Annotated in this window: 17 protein-coding genes and 1 tRNA gene; 12 read left to right on the top strand and 6 right to left on the bottom strand. The window is 65.9% G+C overall.

Features of this window, described 5'->3' with window-relative positions:
- The coding region (locus AYB31_RS18925; protein WP_236715581.1) for a sensor histidine kinase at nt 1-879 on the top strand (879 nt) is incomplete at its 5' end.
- Nucleotides 872-2,197 carry a sigma-54-dependent transcriptional regulator gene (locus AYB31_RS18920; protein WP_068830574.1) on the top strand — a complete coding sequence of 442 codons (1,326 nt, stop codon included), beginning with the start codon at nt 872-874 and terminating at the stop codon, nt 2,195-2,197. The genes AYB31_RS18925 and AYB31_RS18920, both read left to right, overlap by 8 nt.
- Nucleotides 2,198-2,203: 6 nt before the next feature.
- Here the strand turns inward: AYB31_RS18920 and AYB31_RS18915 are convergent, their stop codons facing one another.
- Entirely contained in the window at nt 2,204-3,115 is a 912-nt protein-coding gene (locus AYB31_RS18915; RefSeq protein WP_068830572.1) for a LysR substrate-binding domain-containing protein, read from the bottom strand.
- A 174-nt stretch (nt 3,116-3,289) separates the two neighbouring features.
- Between AYB31_RS18915 and AYB31_RS18910 the strand changes: the two genes are divergently transcribed.
- On the top strand, nt 3,290-4,714 hold the full coding sequence (locus tag AYB31_RS18910; protein ID WP_068830570.1) for an aspartate ammonia-lyase: 1,425 nt from the start codon (nt 3,290-3,292) through the stop codon (nt 4,712-4,714).
- A gap of 299 nt (nt 4,715-5,013) precedes the next feature.
- Here AYB31_RS18910 and AYB31_RS18905 read toward each other — a convergent pair whose 3' ends face one another.
- A complete protein-coding gene (locus AYB31_RS18905; protein ID WP_068830568.1) occupies nt 5,014-5,925 on the bottom strand; it encodes a LysR family transcriptional regulator in 912 nt (303 codons plus the stop codon).
- A 178-nt stretch (nt 5,926-6,103) separates the two neighbouring features.
- On the opposite strand from AYB31_RS18905, the gene AYB31_RS18900 reads away from it, so the two are divergent.
- The 7 genes from AYB31_RS18900 to AYB31_RS18870 all read left to right on the top strand — a co-directional run bounded on the left by AYB31_RS18900 (nt 6,104) and on the right by AYB31_RS18870 (nt 17,720).
- A complete protein-coding gene (locus tag AYB31_RS18900) occupies nt 6,104-7,285 on the top strand; it encodes an acyl-CoA dehydrogenase (RefSeq protein WP_068830566.1) in 1,182 nt (393 codons plus the stop codon).
- 66 nt (nt 7,286-7,351) lie between these two features.
- Nucleotides 7,352-8,575, top strand: a complete 1,224-nt coding sequence (locus AYB31_RS18895) for a CaiB/BaiF CoA transferase family protein (RefSeq protein WP_068830564.1) — start codon at nt 7,352-7,354, stop codon at nt 8,573-8,575.
- A gap of 416 nt (nt 8,576-8,991) precedes the next feature.
- A complete protein-coding gene (locus tag AYB31_RS18890) occupies nt 8,992-10,044 on the top strand; it encodes a 3-deoxy-7-phosphoheptulonate synthase (protein ID WP_068830562.1) in 1,053 nt (350 codons plus the stop codon).
- A gap of 137 nt (nt 10,045-10,181) precedes the next feature.
- Entirely contained in the window at nt 10,182-11,516 is a 1,335-nt protein-coding gene (locus AYB31_RS18885) for a spinster family MFS transporter (RefSeq protein ID WP_068830560.1), read from the top strand.
- Between the two features lie 272 nt (nt 11,517-11,788).
- The gene (locus AYB31_RS18880; protein WP_068830558.1) at nt 11,789-13,603 is read left to right on the top strand and encodes a DUF1302 domain-containing protein; all 1,815 of its coding nucleotides are present in this window, start codon (nt 11,789-11,791) and stop codon (nt 13,601-13,603) included.
- Nucleotides 13,604-13,617: 14 nt separating this feature from the next.
- Nucleotides 13,618-14,985, top strand: coding sequence for a DUF1329 domain-containing protein (locus tag AYB31_RS18875; protein WP_068830556.1), 1,368 nt, complete (start codon nt 13,618-13,620; stop codon nt 14,983-14,985).
- Between the two features lie 134 nt (nt 14,986-15,119).
- The gene (locus tag AYB31_RS18870) at nt 15,120-17,720 is read left to right on the top strand and encodes a LuxR C-terminal-related transcriptional regulator (RefSeq protein ID WP_068830554.1); all 2,601 of its coding nucleotides are present in this window, start codon (nt 15,120-15,122) and stop codon (nt 17,718-17,720) included.
- 169 nt (nt 17,721-17,889) lie between these two features.
- Here the strand turns inward: AYB31_RS18870 and AYB31_RS18865 are convergent.
- The 4 genes from AYB31_RS18865 to AYB31_RS18850 all read right to left on the bottom strand — a co-directional run bounded on the left by AYB31_RS18865 (nt 17,890) and on the right by AYB31_RS18850 (nt 20,045).
- Nucleotides 17,890-17,966, bottom strand: a tRNA-Arg gene (locus AYB31_RS18865).
- Between the two features lie 68 nt (nt 17,967-18,034).
- Nucleotides 18,035-18,199, bottom strand: coding sequence for a rubredoxin (locus tag AYB31_RS18860; protein ID WP_068830552.1), 165 nt, complete (start codon nt 18,197-18,199; stop codon nt 18,035-18,037).
- On the bottom strand, nt 18,196-18,921 hold the full coding sequence (locus tag AYB31_RS18855; RefSeq protein ID WP_068830550.1) for an NAD(P)H-dependent oxidoreductase: 726 nt from the start codon (nt 18,919-18,921) through the stop codon (nt 18,196-18,198). The genes AYB31_RS18860 and AYB31_RS18855 overlap by 4 nt, the downstream gene beginning before the upstream one ends.
- Before the next feature lie 68 nt (nt 18,922-18,989).
- A complete protein-coding gene (locus AYB31_RS18850) occupies nt 18,990-20,045 on the bottom strand; it encodes a fatty acid desaturase (RefSeq protein WP_068830548.1) in 1,056 nt (351 codons plus the stop codon).
- A gap of 136 nt (nt 20,046-20,181) precedes the next feature.
- On the opposite strand from AYB31_RS18850, the gene AYB31_RS18845 reads away from it, so the two are divergent.
- Nucleotides 20,182-21,192, top strand: a complete 1,011-nt coding sequence (locus AYB31_RS18845; protein ID WP_068830546.1) for an AraC family transcriptional regulator — start codon at nt 20,182-20,184, stop codon at nt 21,190-21,192.
- A gap of 333 nt (nt 21,193-21,525) precedes the next feature.
- Nucleotides 21,526-22,977, top strand: coding sequence for an NADP-dependent succinate-semialdehyde dehydrogenase (gene gabD, locus AYB31_RS18840; RefSeq protein WP_068830544.1), 1,452 nt, complete (start codon nt 21,526-21,528; stop codon nt 22,975-22,977).
- The last annotated feature ends 135 nt before the right edge of the window (nt 22,978-23,112 follow it).

Below are 23,112 nucleotides of genomic sequence, written 5' to 3'. Positions count from 1 at the left end.
AACCAGCGGCGCAAGGTGATCGCCACCCGCCTGGCCGCCCGCGAGGCGCTGGAGCGCGCCAACAACGAGCTGGAGCGCAAGATCGCCGAGCGCACCGCCGACCTCTCCGCCAGCAACCAGCGCCTGCTCGCCGAGGTGCACGAGCGCGAGCAGACCGAGGCCGACCTGCGCCAGGCCCAGGACGGCCTGGTGCAGGCCGGCAAGCTGGCGGTGATCGGGCAGATGTCGACCAGCGTGGCGCATGAACTCAATCAACCGCTGGCCGCCCTGCGCACGCTGTCGGCCAATGCCGCGCGCTTTCTCGAACGCGGCGCACTGGACGTGGCCGGCAGCAATCTGCAGGCCATCGGCGAGCTGGTCGACCGCATGGGGCGCATCACCGCCAGCCTGCGCGCCTTCGCCCGGCGCAGTGACGGCCAGGGCCGCGCCCAGCTGGGCCAGGCCATCGACGCCGCCCTGTTCCTGCTGCACACCCGCCTGGAGCAGGAGCCGCTGGAGCTGCACCGCGATTGCGCCGACAGCGAGCTCGCCATCGACCAGACCCGCCTGGAACAGATCCTGGTCAACCTGCTGAGCAACGCCCTGGATGCCGTGCGCGAACAGCCGCAGCGGCACATCTGGCTGAGCGGCGCGGTCGAGGCCGACGGCTATCGCCTGGAGGTACGCGACAGCGGCCCCGGCATCCCGCCGGATGTGCGCGCCCACCTGTTCGAACCCTTCTTCACCACCAAACCCGGCGAGAAAGGCCTCGGTCTCGGCCTGACTCTGTCCGCCAGCCTGGCCGCCGCCGCGGGTGGCAGCCTGGTGGTGCGCCATCCGGAGGAAGGCGGCAGCGCCTTCATCCTGCATCTGCCCATCGCGAGGAGCACCGATGCCTGAAGCACTCACCGTCCTGATCGTCGAGGACGACCCCCACGTGCTGCTCGGCTGCCAGCAGGCGCTGCAGCTGGAAGACATCCCCAGTCAGGGCGTGGCCAGTGCCGAGGAGGCGCTGCGCCTGGTCGACGGCGACTTCGCCGGTATCGTGGTCAGCGACATCCGCCTGCCCGGCATGGACGGCCTGCAGCTGCTGGCCGAACTCAAGCGACGCGACCCCAGCCTGCCAGTGGTGCTGATCACCGGCCACGGCGACATCGGCATGGCGGTCGGCGCCATGCGCGACGGCGCCTATGACTTCATGGAAAAGCCCTTCTCCCCGGAGCGCCTGGTCGACGTGGTGCGCCGCGCCCTCGAACAACGCGGCCTGGCCCGCGAGGTCAGCGCCCTGCGCCGCCAGCTGGCCGGGCGCCAGGCGCTGGAGCAGCGCATCATCGGGCGCTCGCCGGCCATGCAGAAACTGCGCGAACTGATCGCCAACGTCGCCGATACTGGGGCCAACGTGCTGATCGAGGGCGAGACCGGCACCGGCAAGGAGCTGGTCGCCCGCTGCCTGCACGACTTCAGCCGGCGTCAGACCAAGGAGTTCGTCGCCCTGAACTGCGGCGGCCTGCCGGAAAGCCTGTTCGAGAGCGAGATCTTCGGCCACGAGGCCAATGCCTTCACCGGCGCCGGCAAACGGCGCATCGGCAAGATCGAACACGCCGACGGCGGCAGCCTGTTCCTCGACGAGATCGAGAGCATGCCGCTGGCCCTGCAGATCAAGCTGCTGCGCGTGCTGCAGGAGCACAGCCTGGAACGCCTAGGCTCCAACCAGCCGATCGCCGTGGACTGCCGGGTGATCGCCGCGACCAAGGCCGACCTGGCCGAGCGCGGCCAGCGCGGCGAGTTCCGCAGCGACCTGTACTACCGCCTCAACGTGGTCAGCCTGGAACTGCCGCCGCTGCGCGAACGGCGCGAGGACATCCCGCTGCTGTTCCAGCACTTCCTGCAACTGGCCGCCCTGCGCTTCGACCGCGCCGCGCCGGAACTGGACCGCCACACCGCTGCCGCCCTGCAGGCCCACGACTGGCCCGGCAACGTGCGCGAGCTGCGCAATGTGGCCGAGCGCTTCGCCCTCGGCCTGCCGGTGTTCAAGCACAGCAGCAGTGCGCCGGATGGCAGCGGCACCGGCTTCGCCGAGGCCGTCGAGGCCTTCGAGCGCACCCTGCTCGGCGCCGCTCTGGAGCGCAGCGGCGGCAACCTCAGCCAGGCCGCCCAGGACCTTGGCCTGGCCAAGACCACCCTGTTCGACAAGGTGAAAAAGTACGGGCTGCAGTAGCCCTGCTCAGGCCTCGGCGCTGCCCACCCCGGCGTCGAGCTTGCGCCACAGCAGGCGTACCGCCGCCTTGCGCGACAGCACCCAGCGGTACAGACGAATCTCCAGCGGAATCTGCCAGGACTCGGCGCCGCAGATCGCCAGCTCGCCACGGGCCAGCTCGGCGGTCACCGACAGGCGTGGCACCCAGGCCACACCCAGGCCCTGCAGGGCCATGGTCTTCAGGCTGTCGGCCATCGCCGTCTCGTACACCGTGGTCGAGCGCAACGCGCGCTGGCGCAGCAGCTGGTTCACCGAACGGCCGAGGAAGGCACCACTGGTGTACGCCAGCAGCGGCACGCTCTGCCCGCCGTCGAGGTCGTACAGTGGCGCGCCATCTTCGCCCACGGCGCACACCGGCAGCATGGCCGTGTTGCCCAGGTGCATCGATGGGAACATCTCCGCCGGCAGCTGCATCACCGCATCCGGGTCGTAGAACGCCAGCATCAGGTCACAGCTGCCCTCGCGCAGCAGGTGCACCGCCTCGCCAACGTTGGCCGCGACCAGACGCGTGGACAGCGCCAGGCCATCGCGACGCAGGCGGGCGATCCATTCGGGAAAGAAGCCCAGGGTCAACGAGTGCGCCGCGGCGATCTGCAACACCTCGCCCTGCTGGCCCTCCAGATGGTGCAGGTGGCGCACGGCCTCGCCCAGTTGCTCGACCACGTTGCGTGCGGTGACCAGAAACAGCTGGCCCGACTCTGTCAGCTCGACCGGCGTGCGCGTGCGATTGACCAGGGTCAGGCCCAGCGTCTCTTCAAGACTACGAATGCGCCGGCTGAAGGCGGGCTGGGTGACGAAACGCTTCACCGCCGCCTGGGAAAAACTGCGGGTGGCGGCCAGGGCGACGAAGTCTTCCAGCCACTTGGTTTCCAGATTCATGGAGCAGCGCCTATGTAAATTATTTTGCACGACACATTGAACAGCCGAGTCACATCCTCATTATGCCGATTCGGCATAGGACAGCCACCAACAGCATTGGCCGACGAGCGGAGCCAGGCCGCATTATATCTACCCATCGCGGCAATCGCCGTATTCCCAGAGAAAACCCTCATCATGTCCGCTGCTGCATCCACCCGCCTCGAAAAAGACCTGCTCGGCACCCTCGAAGTCCCCGCCGAAGCCTATTACGGCATTCAGACCCTGCGTGCCGTGCAGAATTTTCGACTGTCGGGTGTCACCCTGTCGCACTACCCGAAACTGGTGATCGCCCTGGCGATGGTCAAGCAGGCCGCCGCCGACGCCAACCGCGAGCTGGGCCATTTGTCCGCGGCCAAGCACACCGCGATCAGCACCGCCTGCGCACGCATCATCCAGGGCGAGTTCCACGAGCAGTTCGTGGTCGACATGATCCAGGGCGGCGCCGGCACCTCGACCAACATGAATGCCAACGAGGTGATCGCCAACATCGCCCTGGAAGCCATGGGCCATGAGAAGGGCGAGTACAAGCAGCTGCACCCGAACAACGATGTGAACATGGCGCAGTCGACCAACGACGCCTACCCGACCGCCATCCGCCTGGGCCTGCTGCTCGGCCACGACAGCCTGCTCACCGCCCTCGACAAGCTGATCCAGTCGCTGGCCGCCAAGGGCCTGGAGTTCGGCCATGTACTGAAGATGGGCCGCACCCAGCTGCAGGACGCCGTGCCGATGACCCTCGGCCAGGAGTTCCGCGCCTTCGCCACCACCCTCGGCGAAGACCTGCAACACCTGAAATTGCTCGCACCGACCCTGCTACACGAGGTCAACCTGGGTGGCACCGCGATCGGCACCGGCATCAATGCCGACCCGAAATACCAGCAGTTGGCCGTCCAGCGCCTGGCCATCATCAGCGGCCACCCGCTGAAGCCAGCTGCCGACCTGATCGAAGCCACCAGCGACATGGGCGCCTTCGTACTGTTCTCCGGCATGCTCAAGCGCACCGCAGTCAAGCTGTCCAAGCTGTGCAACGACCTGCGCCTGCTCTCCAGCGGCCCGCGCACCGGCATCAACGAGATCAACCTGCCGCCGCGCCAGCCGGGCAGTTCGATCATGCCGGGCAAGGTCAACCCGGTGATCCCGGAAGCGGTCAACCAGGTGGCCTTCGAAGTGATCGGCAACGACCTGGCCCTGACCCTGGCCGCCGAAGGTGGCCAGCTGCAGCTGAACGTGATGGAGCCGCTGATCGCCTACAAGATCTTCGACTCGATCCGCCTGCTGACCCGCGCCATGGATATGCTGCGCGAGCTGTGCATCGACGGCATCACCGCCAACGAAGCCCACTGCCGCGCGCTGATGGAAAACTCCATCGGCCTGATCACCGCGCTCAACCCCTACATCGGCTACGAGAACGCCACTCGCATCGCCAAGACTGCCCTGGACACCGGCCGCGGCGTGCTGGAGCTGGTGCGCGAGGAGCAGCTGCTGGACGAGGCCACCCTGGCCGACATCCTGCGCCCGGAAAACATGATCGCCCCGCGCCTGGTGCCGCTCAGCGCCTGAACCGGCGATCTACGGGAAACAGTTCATAGACGAGGCTCTCACCGGCCTCACCACTCTGGGATGGCTTCGGCCATCCCTTTTTTTGTCTGCATTTCCGCTGGCAGCACCTCCCCAGTGGGAGCGACTTCAGCCGCGATTTTTTCTGCCCCCAATCCCGAACCTAAGCAGTCTGTAGAAGCGACCTTGGCCGCGACACTTCTTGGCGACCTACATGTCGCGGGCAAGGCCCCTCCTACAAGAACTCATCGCGGGGCTTTAACCACGCATCTTTCATACAGCCTCACGTCGCTTGCGACTTGTTAACGGGCACCCTGTTCTTCTCGGTATGCCTGCGCCGCGACCAGCAACCAATCGCGAAACGCCCCCAGCGCCGCCGACTCCACCTTGCGCTCTGGGATCATCAGGCGGTAGGCCTTGTCCGTGCTGTGCAGCGCCGCCGGATGGGCCCGTAACAGGCGCCCTTCGGCCAGCTCGCGCTCGATCAGAAACGGCGGGATCAGCGCTACGCCCATGCCGTGTGCGGCGGCCTGAGCGAGCATGGAGAACAGCTCGTAGCGCGGCCCGGACAGGTCACGCGGCACGTTCAGGCCCTGGGCGTTGAACCATTGGCGCCAGGCATAGGGTCGGGTGCTCTGCTGCAGCAGCGGTAGCGCGGACAGCTCGGCGGCGCTGAACTGCGCGCGCCCCGCCAGCAGCTCGGGGCTGCACACCGGCAGCGGCTCCTCGGGCATCAGGTAATGCGCCTCGGTACCGGACCAGTCGCCATCGCCGAAATAGATGGCGGCATCGAAGGCGGTATCGGCGAACAGAAAAGGCCGTGTGCGGTTGGTCAGGTGCACGGTGACTTCCGGGTGCAACCGCTGGAAATCCTTCAGCCGCGGCACCAGCCACTGCGTGGCGAAGGTCGGCACCACCGCCAGCTCCAGGCTCTGCGCGCCCTGCGGGCTCATCGCGGCCAAGGTGTCGCGCTCCACCGCATCGAGCTGCGTGGCGACCTTGCGGCTGTAGGCCAGGCCCGCTTCGGTCAGCTTCACCCCGCGCCGCGAACGGCGGAACAGTTCGATGCCGAGAAACTCCTCCAGCCCGGCGATCTGCCGGCAGATGGCGCTCTGGGTCAGCGCCAGCTCGTGGGCCGCCTGGGTGAAGCTCTGGTGGCGGGCGGCCGACTCGAAGGCCACCAGGGCGGCGGTGCTGGGTATCTTGCGGCGCATCTATGCCAAGACCTCACTCTGAATCGCTAGATATGCTCTTGAAGGCTATCTCGGAGTGATCAAATCGCACAACAACATGCGAATAACTCGTTTGCCGCACGCGACGCACGGGCCTAGTCTTTCCCCACTGCCCGGCCAGCGCGCCGGCCCTTCACTGCCACGTTTCGAGGATTCGCCCATGGCCGCCAAGGCAAGCTTCAACTGGATCGACCCGCTGCTGCTGGACCAACAGCTGACCGAAGAAGAGCGCATGGTGCGCGACAGCGCCCAGCAGTTCGCCGCCGACAAGCTGGCCCCGCGCGTGCTGGAAGCCTTCCGCCACGAGCAGACCGATCCGAAGATTTTCCGCGAGATGGGCGAAACCGGCCTGCTCGGCGCGACCATCCCGGAAACCTACGGCGGCAGCGGCCTCAACTACGTGTGCTACGGCCTGATCGCCCGCGAAGTGGAACGCATCGACTCCGGCTACCGCTCGATGATGAGCGTGCAGTCGTCGCTGGTGATGGTGCCGATCCATGAATTCGGCAACGAAGCCACCAAGCAGAAATACCTGCCGAAGCTGGCCAGCGGCGAATATATCGGCTGCTTCGGCCTGACCGAGCCGAACCACGGCTCCGACCCGGGCTCGATGATCACCCGCGCCAAGAAGGTCGACGGCGGCTACCGCCTGACCGGCAGCAAGATGTGGATCACCAACAGCCCGATCGCCGACGTGTTCGTGGTCTGGGCCAAGGACGATGCCGGCGAGATCCGCGGCTTCGTCCTGGAAAAAGGCTGGGAAGGCCTGAGCGCCCCGGCGATCCACGGCAAGGTCGGCCTGCGCGCCTCGATCACAGGCGAGATCGTCATGGACAACGTGTTCTGCCCGGAAGAGAACGCCTTCCCCGACGTGCGCGGCCTGAAAGGCCCGTTCACCTGCCTCAACTCCGCCCGCTACGGCATCAGCTGGGGCGCGCTGGGCGCCGCCGAGTTCTGCTGGCATACCGCGCGCCAGTACACCCTCGACCGCACCCAGTTCGGCCGTCCGCTGGCACAGACCCAGCTGATCCAGAAGAAACTCGCGGACATGCAGACCGAGATCACCCTGGCCCTGCAGGGCTGCCTGCGCCTGGGCCGGATGAAGGACGAAGGCACCGCCGCGGTGGAAATCACCTCGATCATGAAGCGCAACAGCTGCGGCAAGGCGCTGGATATCGCGCGCATGGCCCGCGACATGATGGGCGGCAACGGCATCAGCGACGAGTTCGGCGTGGCCCGCCATCTGGTCAACCTGGAAGTGGTCAACACCTACGAGGGCACCCACGATGTGCACGCGCTGATCCTCGGCCGCGCGCAGACCGGCCTGCAGGCGTTCTTCTGACCTGACTCCCCTCTCCCGACGGGAGAGGGAGCTATCCATACCGAGCCTCTACCCAGGAGTCCCGCCATGCCCGGCGCCCTGTCGCATATCCGCGTCCTCGACCTGTCCCGCGTGCTCGCCGGCCCCTGGGCCGGGCAGATCCTCGCCGACCTCGGTGCCGAGGTGATCAAGGTCGAACGCCCCGGTTCAGGCGACGACACCCGCCACTGGGGCCCGCCCTATATCAAGGACGCCGAAGGCAACGACAGCCGCGAGGCCGCCTACTTCCAGTGCGCCAACCGCAACAAGCAGTCGCTGACCCTGGACCTCACCCAGCCCGAGGGCCAACGCCTGGTACGCGAGCTGGCAGCGCAGTGCGACGTGGTGCTGGAGAACTTCAAGGTCGGCGGCCTCAAGGCCTACGGTCTCGACTACGAATCGCTGAAAGCGGTCAACCCGCGACTGATCTACTGCTCCATCACCGGCTTCGGGCAGGACGGGCCCTACGCCAAGCGGGCAGGCTATGACTTCATGATCCAGGGCCTCGGCGGGCTGATGAGCCTGACCGGCAAGCCCGATGGCGAGGACGGTGCCGGCCCCATGAAGGTCGGCGTCGCCCTTACCGACATTCTTACCGGCCTGTACGCCACCATCGGCGTGCTGGCCGCACTCAATGCCCGCGAGCAAAGCGGCAGCGGCCAATACATCGACGTGGCGTTGCTCGACGTGCAGGTAGCCTGCCTGGCCAACCAGGCGATGAACTACCTGGCCACCGGCAACGCCCCCAAACGGTTGGGCAACGCCCACCCGAACATCGTGCCCTATCAGGACTTCCCCAGCGCCGACGGCGACTTCATCCTGGCGGTGGGCAACGACGGGCAGTTCCGCAAGTTTTGCGAGGTCGCCGGCCTTCCGGCTTTGGCCGACGACTCGCGCTTTTCCACCAACAAGGCCCGCGTCGCCCATCGCGCCGAACTGATCCCGCTGCTGCGCCAGGCCACGGTGTTCAAAACCACCGCAGAATGGATCGCACTGCTGGAAGCCGCCGGCGTGCCCTGCGGGCCGATCAACGACCTGGCCCAGGTGTTCGCCGACCCACAGGTGCAGGCCCGTGGCCTGCGTCTGGACCTGGCCAACGGCCTGGGCAGCACCACGCCGCAGGTGGCCAGCCCACTGCGCCTGTCGGATACGCCGGTTGAGTACCGCTCGGCGCCGCCGCTGCTGGGCGAGCACTCGGACGCCCTGCTGCAGCGCCTGCTGAACCTGGATGAAACCACTATCGCCCGCCTACGCGAACAGGGCGTGGTATAAGCGGCGCTTGCGCTGCCCGCTTCCGCCGGGTAGCGTTGAGCCCAGCTTTCAGGAGACACCGATTCCATGAACCTTCGCCCGCACCTCGCCCTCGTCTGCGCCGCCCCGCGTGCCGCAGCGCTGTCGGCCGTGCGCGCGTATTTTTATGGGTACTGGTTTAGCCACGGGCGCGCCTGATACCCCACAGGCGCCCCGCACACCCGGGTCGCCACCAGAGAGTTTCCCCAAAACCCCCGGTCGGCTACCCGACCGGGGGTTTTGTTTTGCACCGAGGAAACCGACATGACCGCATCGCTTGATTACCGTTACCGCAGCTCCGCCTGGCGATTTAGCCGCTTCGCCCACCCACACCGAACCGACTGCCGAACACCTCGCTAGCGCCGCGCGGCACCGCCGCCGGCCAAGGACTGCCGAACATGAATGCTCCCCTGAATATCGTCGCCACTGCCAAATCTCGCGCCGAAACCCTGCCGACACCGGCCCAGCTGCGCCAGCAACTGCCCCTCGACCCGCTACTCGCCGAGCGCGTGCACCAGCAACGCGCTGCCATCCGCGCCATCCTCACCGGCCGCGACCCGCGCCTGCTGGTGGTGATCGGCCCCTGCTCGCTGCACGACCCTGTCTCCGCCCTCGATTACGGCCAGCGCCTGGCCGCCCTGCAGGAAGAAGTCGGCGACCAGTTGCTGCTGGTGATGCGTGCCTACCTGGAAAAACCGCGCACCACGGTGGGCTGGAAAGGCCTGCTATTCGACCCGCACCTGGATGGCAGCGGTGCCGCCGACGAGGGTCTGCGCCTGTCCCGCGGCCTGCTCCTCGACCTGCTGCGCCTGGGCCTGCCGCTGGCCAGCGAGCTGTTGCAGCCGATGGCGGCGGCCTACATCGACGACCTGCTCGGCTGGGCGGCTATCGGCGCGCGCACCAGTGAATCCCAGGTGCACCGCGAGATGGTCAGCGGGCTCGACCTGCCGGTGGGCTTCAAGAACGGTACCGACGGTGGCCTGACCATCGCCTGCGACGCCATGCAGGCGGCAGCCCAGGGACATCGCCATTTCGGCATGGATGAGCATGGCCGGCCGGCGCTGCTGCACAGCCCAGGCAACCCGCACACTCATCTGGTGCTGCGCGGTGGCCACCAGGGCGCGAACTATTCGGCCGAGCAGATCGCAGCCGCCAACGCCACGCTGACCCAACGCGGCCTGCAACCCAGCATCATGGTCGACTGCAGCCACGCCAACAGCGGCAAGGACCCTGCGCGCCAGCCCGACGTGCTACACGAAGTAGTACGGCAGCGCCTGACCGGCGACCTGTCGCTACGCGGGGTGATGCTGGAAAGTCATCTGGAGGATGGCTGCCAGCCGCTGCAGCAACCGCTGCGCTACGGCCAGTCGATCACCGATGCCTGCCTGGGCTGGCGTGCCAGCGAGGCGCTGCTGCGCGAGGCAGCCGCGCGTCTACGGCGGGGGTTTTGAGACATCTTGAAACCATCAATGGAGGGTTATCACTCTGATTCAGCAGGGTGATAACACTTACGAGCGATACTAAACGCGCAAACGGCAGGTCTACTCTGACCATCCCCCTTTCGCCTGATGGTCGAGGAGCCCTGCCAGTGTCCAATAACAACAACGGCTACCCCTCCAGTCTTTCTGCCTGGATCACCGTGACCATCCTGATGGTCGCTTACGTACTGTCTTTCATCGACCGGCAGATCCTCAATCTGCTGGTCGGCCCCATCCGCCGCGACCTGGCCATCAGCGATACCGAGATGAGCCTGCTGATGGGCCTGTCCTTCGCCCTGTTCTACACCATCTGCGGCATCCCGCTCGGCCGCCTGGCCGATACCAAGAGCCGCCGTGGCCTGATCGCCATCGGCATCATCTTCTGGAGTGCCGCCACGGCAGCCTGCGGCATGGCCAAGCAGTACTGGCAGTTCCTGTTCTGCCGTATCGGCGTGGGTGTCGGCGAAGCGGCGCTGTCGCCCGCCGCCTACTCGCTGATCGCCGACAGCTTCCCCCCCAGCCGCCGCGCCACTGCCATGGCGGTGTATGGCATGGGTGTTTACCTGGGCTCGGGCATCGCCTTCCTGCTCGGCGGCCTGGTGATCAAGTTCGCCTCGGCGCAGGGCGATGTCGTACTCCCCGTGCTGGGCGAAGTGCGCCCCTGGCAGTTGATCTTCCTCGCCCTCGGCGCGGCCGGCGTGCTGTTCACCCTGCTGATGCTGGCCGTAAAAGAGCCAGCACGACGCGGAGTGGGCGCCGGTGTCGCCGTGCCCCTGGCCGATGTCGGTCGTTACATCCGCAGCAACCGCCGCACCGTGCTGTGCCACAACTTCGGCTTCGCCGGGCTGTCGTTCGCCGGCTACGGCAGCGCCGCCTGGATTCCCACCTTCTTCATCCGCACCTACGGTTGGGATGCCGGCCAGGTCGGGGTGATCTATGGCAGCCTGGTGGCTCTGTTCGGCTGCCTGGGCATTGTCTTCGGCGGGCGCCTGGCGGACTGGCTGGCCAAGCACGGGCGCACCGATGCCAATATGCGCGTGGGGCTTTACGCCGCACTGGGCGCGCTACCTCTGGTACTTATGTTCCCACTGATGCCAGACGCCTTCTGGGCCTGTGTACTACTGGCACCCACCATCTTCTGCCTGAGCATGCCGTTCGGGGTCGCACCGGCGGCCATCCAGGAAATCATGCCCAATTCGATGCGTGGCCAGGCCTCGGCCATCTACCTGTTCGTCATCACCCTGTTCGGCCTGGGTCTTGGTCCGACCGCAGTAGCCCTGGTCACCGACTACGTCTTTGCCGATGACAATGCCCTGCGCTACTCGTTGCTGATCGTCACCACCCTCGCCGTACTGGGCTCCGTGCTGCTGCTGTGGCGCGGCCTGCACCCCTACCGCGAGAGCCTGCAACGGCTGCAGCAGTGGTCGTCGGCCCAACCGGCCTGAGCCGATCAGGTGCCCAACGAAGCCCCGCTGACGCGGGGCTTTTTTATGCCAGCGCCAAGGGCGCGAAGTAGTCCATACCCCAGCGACTCGCAAACAAAACAGGCGCTCCTGATGCCCCAACATTCACCGGACTTGTGGGCAACTCAAAGCCTTGTCGTACAAGGGTGATCATACTTTCGAGCTACAAAAAAAATACTCCCTTGGTGCGCTTCTTCGGCTGTCATCCGCTGGGTAGGGTGCACAGCAGTTCCACACCACACTTGGAGAGCCTCATGACAAGAATAAAAAGGCCCGGAATCTTCCAGCCGCACACCCTCGCCCTGGCTATCGCGCTGGGCTCTGCCGCACCGGCGTATGCCGTCAATTTCAATATCGGGGAAATCGAAGGCCAGCTCGACTCGTCCATGTCGGTTGGCGCCAGCTGGTCGATGCGCGGCGCAGACCCGGATCTGGTCGGCAGCTCCAACTTCGCTCATAACGGCCGCCGTGGCACCGGTTTCACCCAGACGGGTGATGATGGCCGTCTGAACTTCAAGAAGGGCGAAACCTTCTCGAAAATCTTCAAGGGCATTCACGACCTCGAGCTGAAGTACGGCGACACCGGCGTATTCATCCGCGGCAAGTACTGGTACGACTTCGAACTGAAGGACGAGAGCCGCCTGTTCAAGGACATCGACGATCACAACCGCAAGGAAGCCGCCCAGGCCTCCGGCGCGGAAATCCTCGACGCCTTCGTCTACCACAACTACACCATCGGCGACATGCCGGGCTCCGTGCGCCTGGGCAAGCAGGTGGTGAGCTGGGGTGAGAGCACCTTCATCGGCAACGGCATCAACGCGATCAACCCGGTCGACGCCGCCGCTTTCCGCCGCCCCGGCGCGGAAATCAAGGAGGGCCTGATCCCGGTCAACATGTTCTACATGTCGCAAACCATCACCGATCAGCTCTCGGCCGAAGCCTTCTACCAGCTGGAGTGGGATCAGACCGTCATCGACAACTGCGGCACCTTCTTCGCCTCTAGTGACGTGAGCGCCGATGGTTGCGACAACAACTACACCATTCTCGATCCAGCTACCATTGGAGCCTTACGTGGTGCCCAAGCGGGCCCACTGGGTGGCTTCCTGACCGGCCTGACAGTCGAGGACGAGGGTTTGGTTGTAAAGCGCGGCGGTGACCGTGATGCCCGCGACTCCGGCCAGTGGGGCGCCGCTCTACGCTGGTTGGGCGACGACACCGAGTACGGTGCGTATTTCATGAACTACCACAGTCGCACACCCAATGCGATGTTCCAGAATGCTGATGCCACCACCATCGCTAATACCGCTACCGTCGCAGGCTTTGGCGGCGGCGCACTTGTGCCTCTCATGCTGATCGGCGGTGGCAGTTACTATCTGGAATACCCCGAAGATATCCGCCTGTATGGCCTGAGTTTCGCGACCACCCTACCCACCGGCACCGCGTGGACCGGCGAGATCAGCTACCGTCCGAATATGCCACTGGGTATCAATGGCACTGATGCGACCGCCTTTCTGGCTAACACCGTAACCGGCCTGGAGTCGGCCGGGAAAGTAACCAAAGCCTACAACCGCAAGGAAGTCACCCAGGCGCAAACCACCCTGACCCACTTCTTCGACCAGGTTCTCGGCGCCTCGCGCCTGACCGTCGTCGGCGAAGTCGGCATGACCAGCATCGGCGGCCTGGAAAGCCGCGACGACGTGGCCTACGGCCGCGACTCGATCTACGGCTCGCCGCACGGTACCAGTGCCTCCAACATCGCTGCGCGCGAGGCATATGGCACCCATGGCTTCTATACCAACACCTCCTGGGGCTACCGCGCCCGCGGCATCCTCGAGTACAGCGACGTGTTCGCCGGGATCAACCTCAAGCCCAACGTGGCCTGGTCGCATGACGTCGACGGCTACGGCCCGGTGTTCAACGAAGGCGCCAAGGCCATCAGCATCGGCGTCGATGCCGACTACCTGAACACCTACACCGCCAGCCTGAGCTACACCGACTTCTTCGGTGGCGACTACAACACCCAGACTGACCGCGACTTCCTCGCCCTCAGCTTCGGCGTGAACTTCTAAGGGATCCGATCACCATGAGAAAAACAAGACAACTGATCACCGCCCTCACCCTGTCCCTGCTGGCGAGCAGCGTGCTCGCCGCAGTGTCGCCCGAGGAAGCGGCCAAACTGGGCACCAGCCTGACCCCCGTTGGCGGCGAGAAAGCCGGCAATGCCGACGGCAGCATCCCCGAGTGGACCGGCGGTCTGCCCAAGGACGCCGCTGCCGTGCTGCCTGGCGGTTTCGTGGATAACCCCTATGCCGGTGAGCAGCCGCAATTCACCATCACTGCGCAGAATGCCGACCAGTACAAGGACAAGCTGAACGAAGGCCAGCTGGCCATGTTCAAGCGTTATCCCGAAACCTACACCATGCCGGTCTACGCCACCCACCGCAGCGCTGCACTGCCTGCCGATATCTACGAGGCGGCCAAGAAAAGCGCGGTCAACACCTCGCTGATCGAGGGCGGTAACGGTCTGAAGGGCTTCACCGACAGCCGCTACTATGCCTTCCCGATCCCGCAGAACGGCCTGGAAGTGATCTGGAACCACATCACCCGCTACCGCGGTGGCAACCTGCGCCGACACATCGTGCAGGCCGCGCCACAGGCCAACGGCAACTACAGCCTGGTGAACTTCGAGGATGAAGTGGCCTTCCCGTCCGGGATGAAAGGCCTCGATCCGAAGAAGGCCGAGAACGCCCTGCTGTTCTTCAAGCAGCGCGTGACCGCTCCGGCGCGTCTGGCCGGTAACGTGCTGCTGGTGCACGACTCGCTGGACCAGATCTCCGAGCCGCGCATGGCCTGGATCTACAACGCCGGTCAGCGTCGCGTACGTCGTGCCCCGCAGGTCGCCTACGACGGCCCGGGCACCGCAGCCGACGGCCTGCGTACCTCGGACAACTTCGACATGTACAACGGTGCTCCGGATCGTTATGACTGGAAACTGGTGGGCAAGCGCGAGATGTACATCCCGTACAACAACTTCAAGCTCACCTCGCCGCAAGTGAAGTACGAGGACATCCTCAAGCCCGGCCACACCAACCAGGAGCTGGCGCGCTACGAGCTGCACCGCGTCTGGGAAGTGGTCGCCACCCTGAAGGCCGGCGAGCGCAACATCTACGCCAAGCGTCGCTTCTTCATCGACGAGGACACCTGGCAGATCGCCGCCTCCGAGCTGTATGACGGTCGTGGCCAGCTGTGGCGCGTCGGTCAGGCCATGCTGACCCAGCAGTTCGACCAGCAGGTGCCGGTCTACGCCTTCGAGGCGCTGTACGACATCATCGCCGGCCGCTACATCGCCATCGGCATGGCCAACGAAGAGAAGACTGCGGTGCAGTACGGTATTTCCGCCTCTGCCGTCGACTTCACTCCGGCCGCGCTGCGCAACGCCGGCGTGCGCTGAGTTTCATCGCAACGCTGCTCCAAGCTTGAGGCGACCCTAGCGGTCGCCTTTTTTATCCGTGCTGCCCACTGGAATGGCAAACGGATAAGATCGACCTCTCGCTACAACTAAAATAAAGAGCCGAGGCCTCGACCATGCATAACAAGGTTAGCGCCTTGCACTCCGCGGCTGCCCAGCAGCATGCGGAACACATTCTGCCGCGCCTTCCGGCCGCGCACATCGCCCGCCCGCGCCTGACCCAGGCGCTGCTCGCTGGCGACTGCCGCTTGAGCCTGGTCTGCGCGCCTGCCGGTTTCGGCAAGAGCGTATTGCTCAACGAATGCGCCCGTCAGGCCCGCGCGGACACCCGCGTGGTCTGGCTCGACCTGCTCGGCCATCCACTCAGTCCCAGCGAACTGCTCAGCCGCCTGGCCGCCGCCCTGCAACTCAGTCATGGTGAGGGCGATCCCTGCGCCGAGCTCAGCCTCTTGCTCGGCCGGGTCGAGCAACCGCTGTGGATCATCCTCGACGATTACCCGCGACAACCTTGCGCCGAGCTGGATGCCTGCCTCGACCAGTTGCTCGAACGCGGCCCGCACACCCTGCGCTGGTGGATCGGCGGCCGCCGTCGGCCGGCCTGGAACCTGCCGCGCCTGCTGCTGCAGGGCGACCTGCAGGAGCTCGATGCCGACGCCCTGACCCTGAATCAGGACGAACTCGGGCAACTGCTGGAACGCCGCCAGCTGCAGCTTTCCAACGAACAGCAGGAGCAACTGCTGCAACACAGCGAAGGCTGGCTGGCCGGGGTCTGCCTGTTGCTGCTCGGCGGCAATGCCGATCAGCTCGGCGAGCGCCTGGCCGCCGGCACGCCACTGCTGCTGGAGTACGTCGAGCGCGAGGTGCTGGCCGGCCTGCCCGACACGCTGCGCCAGGCGCTACTCATCCTGGCGCGCATGCCACGCTTCTCCGAGGCCCTGTGCCGCCACCTCCTGGAAGAACTGGACGGCGAGCATATCCTCGAGCAGCTGCGCCAACGCCAGCTGTTCCTGCGCAGCCTGGACGGCTCCGGCACCTGGTTCCGCCTGTGGCGACCGCTGGCCGACCTGCTCAAGCGCCTGCCGGCGGCTCAGGGTACCCAACACGTGCACGTCCTCGCCTGCCAATGGTTCGCTGGCCAGGGTGACGTGCGCGAGGCCGTGGAGCATGCGCTGCTGGCCGGCCAGCCGGAAGTGGCGGCCAGCTACCTGCAACGCTACGGCCAGGATCAGCTGCTGATCGGCCAGAGCGTCTCGCAGTTCCTGCACTGGCGTGACGAACTGCCCGCAGAGCTGTTCTCCAGCGCACCCCGCCTGATTCTGCTGCAGGCCTGGGCACTGATCATCTGCACGCGCCTCGACGAAGTGGACGACTGCCTCGTCGACGTCGGCCGTTTCCTGCCGCAGCGCAGCGCCAGGCGCCAGCAACAACTGATCGCCGAATACCAGGCCGTACTCGGCGTACTGCACCGCCAACGCGGCCTGCCCAGCGCCGCCCAGCACTGCCGCGAAGCCCTCGCAGTGCTGGACGAAGAGTCCTGGTCGCTGCATATCCTCTGCCACCAGGCCCTGGCCCAGCAGGCCTCTGCCGAACTGAACCTGCCCCTGGCCCAGCAGCACAGCGAAGAAGGGCTACGCCTGGCCCGCCAGCGCGGCAACGTGTTGTTCGAGGCACTGCAGGGGGTCGACCACGTGCACCTGCTCAACCTGCTCGGTGAGCCTGGTCGCGCCCTGGCCCAGACCGAGCAGTACCTGCAACTGCTGCAGGATAGTGGCCTGCGCGGTCCGGTTCATGCGCGCCTGCTGCTGCTGCGTGGCACCCTGCTGAACAAGCGCGGCGAGCGTGAAGCCGCGCGGGCCAGCCTGCGCAAAGGCCTGCAGGAGGCCGAAGCCTGCGAGGACGCCTACCTGCTGTTCGGCTACCTGGGCCTGTCGGAACTGGCTGGTTACGAAGGTGACGCCGAGCTCGCTCAGCAGCTGCTGCGCCGTGCCGAACGGCAGATGCAGTGGTTGCATGTGCCCGAAGTACGCTATCGCGAAGTGCTGCTGCTGGCCCAGGGCCGCATGCTGCTGCACCAGGGACAGGCCGAGCGCGCCCGGCAGACCTTCCAACGAGTACTGCAACGCTTCGAGCGCGACCGACTGCTGGCCCCCTCCGGTTTCTACGACCTGCAGCCACGTGCGCGCCTGTACCTGGCGCGCAGCGCCATGGCTCTGGGCGATCATGACCATGCCCTGCTCGAAATGCGCCAGCTGCTCGACGAGTGCCGGCACAGCGGCCATGCCGGTCTGGCCACCCAGACCCGCCTGGTCCTGGCCGAAGCGCTCTACCTGATCGGGCGTGAAGATGAAGCCAACCAGCACCTGCACCAGGCCCTGCAGGAAGCCGAGCGCCAACAGCAACTGTTGCCGGTGCAATCCCTGCTGACTCGCCAACCTCAGTGGCTGGAACAGCAGGCTCCGGGCTGGCTGCAGCGCCTGAGCCGGCAGTCGACTGGCCAGGGGGAAGTGGCCGACGCCAGCGAGTCGTTGCTCAGCAAGCGCGAGATGGCCGTGCTCAGCCTGATCGCCCAGGGCCATTCCAACCAGCAGATCGCCGAGAGCCTGTACATATCCCTGCACACGGTGAAAACCCATGCCAGGCGCATCAACGTCAAGCTGGGCGTTCAACGTCGCACTCAGGCCGTAGCGCGGGCCAAGGCAGAGGGCTGGCTGAGCTAGCGCCCAACCTGCAAGGAGCACAGTGGCGAAAGCCTGGCTGGGCTCTGAGCGCCAGCGGCAGAAAATCGGCCTCGCAGTGGGCCGGATTACGGGTGGAGTGAGCAGCCTGACGCTTAAGTTGCAGCCAAATAAAAAAGCCCCTGGCGCAAACCAGGGGCTTTTTCGTAGATGGCGCATCCGGCGGGATTCGAACCCACGACCCCTGCCTTCGGAGGGCAGTACTCTATCCAGCTGAGCTACGGATGCGTCGCGCGGCGCAATGATACGCATCCGGGGCGCGGGCGTCCATGCGGGGTGTTGGTGACGGCAGGCTGTCAGATTTCCTGCATCTCGAAATCCGCCTTGCTCACGCCGCAGTCGGGGCACAGCCAGTCGTCCGGCACTTCCGCCCAGGGCGTACCGGCAGGGATACCGTCGTCGGGCCAGCCTTTGCTTTCGTCGTAGATCAGGCCGCAGATCACGCAGATCCAGGTCTTCATGCCGGCACCTCTGCGTTGCTCGACAGTGGGCGCAGGCCGCGGTCGAAGTCGGCCAGAGAGGGGAATACCAGGGGCTCGGCGAATTCCAGCTGCAGCAGGTAGTCGCCATAGCGCTGGAGAATCTCCGTGCGTGCCTGCGCTTCGATATAGGGCACGTGGTAGGCGGGGAACGGCGGCAACACATGCATGCCGACATAGGCCAGGGTGCCGCGCTGCAGTGGGCGCAGCATGGGCTCCCAGTCGCCGTGAATAGCGTCTTCGTCGGAGAACATGTGCTGCTGCCCACCGAGACTGAAGGCCAGCAGCGCGCGCTTGCCGGCCAGGCCGCCGCGATCATAGAAGCGCAGACCGCCGTAGCAGGTGCCGGACACCAGTACGCGGTCGATCCAGCCCTTGAGGATGGCCGGCACCGAGCACCAGAACAGCGGGAAGTTGAAGATCACCAGGTCGGCCCACAGCAGCTTGTCCAGTTCGGCCGCGATATCCGCGGCGATTTCGCCGCGCTTGACCGCCTCGCGCTGCTCCAGGGCATAGACCAGGTAGTCCGGGTTGCTGCGCTGCGGGAAGTCGGCGGCGCTGGCCACCGGGTTCCAGTTCATCGCGTAGAGGTCGGAGACCTGCACGCTGTGGCCGGCACCACCGAGGGTGGCAACAGCCAGGTCCTTCATGGCCGTGCAGAAGGACTGCGGCTCGGGGTGAGCGTGAACGATCAGGATATTCATGAAGACTTCCAAAAGCGCGGGGCCCGCAGGCCCCGGAGACGCCCCCGAATCGGGGCGGATGAAGAAGATCAGGCGGTCTGCTGGACAGGCGCGGCGGCCGGCTTGTCCTGCTCGTCCCAACGGTTGGCGCGGGCGAAGGTGCCGAAGTCGTTGAAGCGCACGCCCATCTCGCGCATCACCCTGTGCGCCACCGGCGCGGTCATCTGGCGCAGATAGAAGGGCTCCTTGACCACGAAGTGGTGGATGCCGTGGGTGCTGCCGAAGTTGAAGCAGAACGCCTGCAGCGGCCACAGCCACCAGGGATTGAGCACTTGGGTCTGCTGGATCACGTTGCCCAGCTCGACGTCGCCGTAGTAGTGCATGTTCGAGCTGACGAAGTGCAGGCAGAAGGTGCGCAGCACGTTGGGGCCGACCAGCACGACCACGGCGAAGGTGACGCCATCCATCACCGCCAGGGTGGTGGCGGACCAGGCAATCGGCGCACCGGCAGCGGTCGCGACGAAGTCGATCAGGTGGAAACCGAGGAACAGGTACCAGACGCTCCAGTTGATCAGCCCCAGCGGCGCGTAGCCCATGATGGTGCGGCTGACGATCATCTTGCGCCGCTCCCAGGTCGGCGCGCGCAGAAAGCGGATAAAGGACGACATCATGTTGTCGCCGACCATCAACAGGCGGGCGAAGCCCCAGGGCTCGCCGTTGGTGATGGCGCGCTCTTCCATATCGGTTTCGGTACCGGACACCTTGTGGTGGTTGAGGTGCAGGTGGCGGCGGATCCACGGGTTGATGGTGCTCGGCCGCGCCATCCAGACCAGACCCATCATCAGGTTGTGCGGCACACGCTGCTTGCGGAAGTACATGGAGTGGATCAGGTCGTGCTCCAGCTCGTGTGTCAGCGAGGCGAAGAAGGCATTGAGCAGCAGGCAGGCCCACCAGGCGATGGCGCCTTCGGCGTACAGCCAGGCACTGCCGAGCATGCCGGCCAGGGCAAAGGCCAGGATGCCGGCACCAATGGCGTCCTGGTGCTTGAGAATCGGGTAGCGTTCGCGCAGCTCGTTGCCACGGGCCATCACCACGGCGCGGATATGCGCCGAACGCTCTTGGTGGGTTGCAGGAGTCGGGGTCATGCACGCATCCTCTTGGGGCGGCGCCAGCAAGAGCGCCACGGACAGTTGTCGAAATCAGGCCAGGCTAGAGTGCCCCTGCGCCGGGCACCGCGCCCGACCGACGACGCCAACCTCATGACCGAGAATGCCAAGCTGCATGACTGAACCCACCACCCTGGCCAGCTGGACCCGCGCCTTGCGCCGCCAGCTCGATGCCCTCGGCCTGGACAGCGCCGCCCTGTGCCGCGAGGCCGGGCTCGACCCGACGCAGCTCGACGACCCCAACGCGCGCTACCCGCTCGGCGCCACCACCCGCCTGTGGCAACTGGCCGTCGCCGCCAGTGGCGACCCGGCCCTGGGCCTGAGCACCTCGCGTCACGTCGCCCCCACCACCTTTCATGCCCTGGGCATGGCGGTGATGGCCAGCGGCAGCCTGCGCGAAGTGTTCGAGCGCATCGTGCGCTACCACCAGGTGGTCAGCGACGTGCTGACCCTGGAACTGCGCGACGTCGGCAGCACCTGCGAGTTCCACTTCCGCCTGCCGCCCGGCAGCCCGTCGCCCGCGCCGGAAGCCATCGATGCCTTTGCCGCCATCTATGTGCGCACCTGCCGCAATCGCCTGGGTCGCGACTACGCCCCGCTGGCCGTGCATCTACGCCGCGCGCAGCCGGTCGATCCGCAACCCTGGCTGGACGTGTTCCGCGCCCCGATGCACTTCTCCGCCGCCGAAGATGTGCTGTGCTTTGCCCGTGACGACCTCGACCTACCGCTGGACGATGGCAACCCGGAGCTGGCCGCGCACAACGAAACGGTGCTGCAGAAGCGTCTCGAAGCGCTGCAGCCGGATACCGTGGCCCGCCGCCTGCGGCGCGCCCTGGAGCAGTGCCTGCCGAACGGCGAGCCGTCCGCCGAAAGCCTGGCCCACGGCCTGCACCTGAGCCTGCGCAGCCTGCAACGGCATCTCAGTGAAGAAGGCAGCAGCTACGAACAGGTGCTGGCCGAGACCCGCCACGCCCTGGCCCTGCAGCACCTGCAGGCGCAGGACTGCTCGATCAGCGAGGTCGCCTACCTGCTCGGTTTCGCCGACAGCAGCAGCTTCAGCCGCGCGTTCAAGCGCTGGAGCGGGCAGAGCCCGAGCCAGTATCGCGACAGCCTGCGCTCGAACTGAGCTCGCGTAGTGCGGGGCGAGCAGCACTACAGCGTATCGCCCCGCATCATCGTTCTGAATATTGAACGCCAGGGAACCACAACAGCCGCCCGCCAGTCACCAGGCAAACCACGCTGGTGCCAGCTGGCCGCTGCTTAGAAGCAAATCTCGGGGTCGCACTGGACTGTTCACCCTTTTTAACTATTTTGTTGGTTTTATCGAACGTCACTCTTGCCCTTTGCCGGCACTGGCCCTAGCATTCGTTTGACATTTCAAACGCTGGGCAGACCGATATGGCTGCCTGCTTTTTGCCTGACTGCCCTACCCGTCGGCGCCGTGCTCCAGGAGAACAACATGCAACTGAAAGACGCCCAGCTGTTCCGCCAACAGGCCTATATCAATGGCACCTGGCAGAACGCCGACAGCGGCCAGACCCTCGCGGTGAACAACCCCGCCACCGGTGAAATCCTCGGCAGCGTGCCGAAGATGGGCGCCGCGGAAACCCGCCGCGCCATCGAAGCCGCCGACAAGGCCCTGCCAGCCTGGCGTGCGCTGACCGCCAAGGAGCGCGCCGGCAAGCTGCGCCGCTGGTTCGAGCTGATGATGGAGAACCAGGACGACCTGGCCCGTCTGATGACTCTGGAGCAGGGCAAGCCGCTGGCCGAAGCCAAGGGCGAGATCGCCTACGCCGCCTCCTTCCTCGAGTGGTTCGCCGAAGAAGCCAAACGCGTCTACGGCGACGTGATTCCGGGCCACCAGCCGGACAAGCGCCTGATCGTGATCAAGCAGCCGATCGGCGTCACCGCCGCCATCACCCCGTGGAACTTCCCGGCGGCGATGATCACCCGCAAGGCCGGCCCGGCTCTGGCCGCCGGCTGCACCATGGTGCTCAAGCCTGCCTCGCAGACCCCTTATTCCGCTCTGGCCCTGGCCGAGCTGGCCGAGCGTGCCGGCATCCCCGCTGGCGTGTTCAGCGTGGTTACCGGTAGCGCCGGCGAAGTCGGCGGCGAGCTGACCGGCAACCCCATCGTGCGCAAGCTGAGCTTCACCGGTTCCACCGAGATCGGTCGCCAGCTGATGGCCGAGTGCGCCAAGGACATCAAGAAAGTCTCCCTGGAGCTGGGTGGCAACGCGCCGTTCATCGTCTTCGACGACGCCGACCTGGATGCCGCCGTGGAAGGCGCGCTGATCTCCAAGTTCCGCAACAACGGCCAGACCTGCGTGTGCGCCAACCGCCTGTACGTGCAGGACGGCGTGTACGACGCCTTCGTCGACAAGCTGAAGACCGCCGTGGCCAAGCTGAACATCGGCAACGGCCTGGAAACCGGCACCACCACCGGCCCGCTGATCGACAACAAGGCCGTGGCCAAGGTCGAGGAGCACATCGCTGACGCCGTCGGCAAGGGCGCCACCCTGGCCATGGGCGGCAAGCCGCATGCGCTGGGCGGCAGCTTCTTCGAGCCGACCATCCTGACCAACGTGCCGAACACCGCCGCCGTGGCCAAGGAAGAAACCTTCGGCCCGCTGGCCCCGGTGTTCCGTTTCAAGGACGAGGCCGATGTGATCGCCATGTCCAACGACACCGAGTTCGGCCTGGCTTCCTACTTCTACGCCCGCGACCTGGGCCGCGTGTTCCGTGTGGCCGAGGCCCTGGAGTACGGCATGGTCGGCATCAACACCGGCCTGATCTCCAACGAAGTGGCGCCGTTCGGCGGCATCAAGGCCTCGGGCCTGGGCCGCGAAGGCTCCAAGTACGGCATCGAAGACTACCTGGAGATCAAATACCTCTGCCTCGGCGGTATCTGATTGCCAGCGGGGCTGCGCAGCGCGTCTCACGACCCTGCGCGGCCCTCGACCGTTTCCGACGGTCATGAATTTCCGTGGGTGTCGGCTGACAGGCAAGAGCTGCGTCAGCCGGCGTCGGCGTTTCCGGTGGTGGCA

It is taken from the genome of Pseudomonas sp. BMS12 (genome assembly GCF_001592875.1).
Lineage (GTDB): Bacteria > Pseudomonadota > Gammaproteobacteria > Pseudomonadales > Pseudomonadaceae > Aquipseudomonas.
This window is presented reverse-complemented; position numbering and strand designations above follow the sequence as displayed.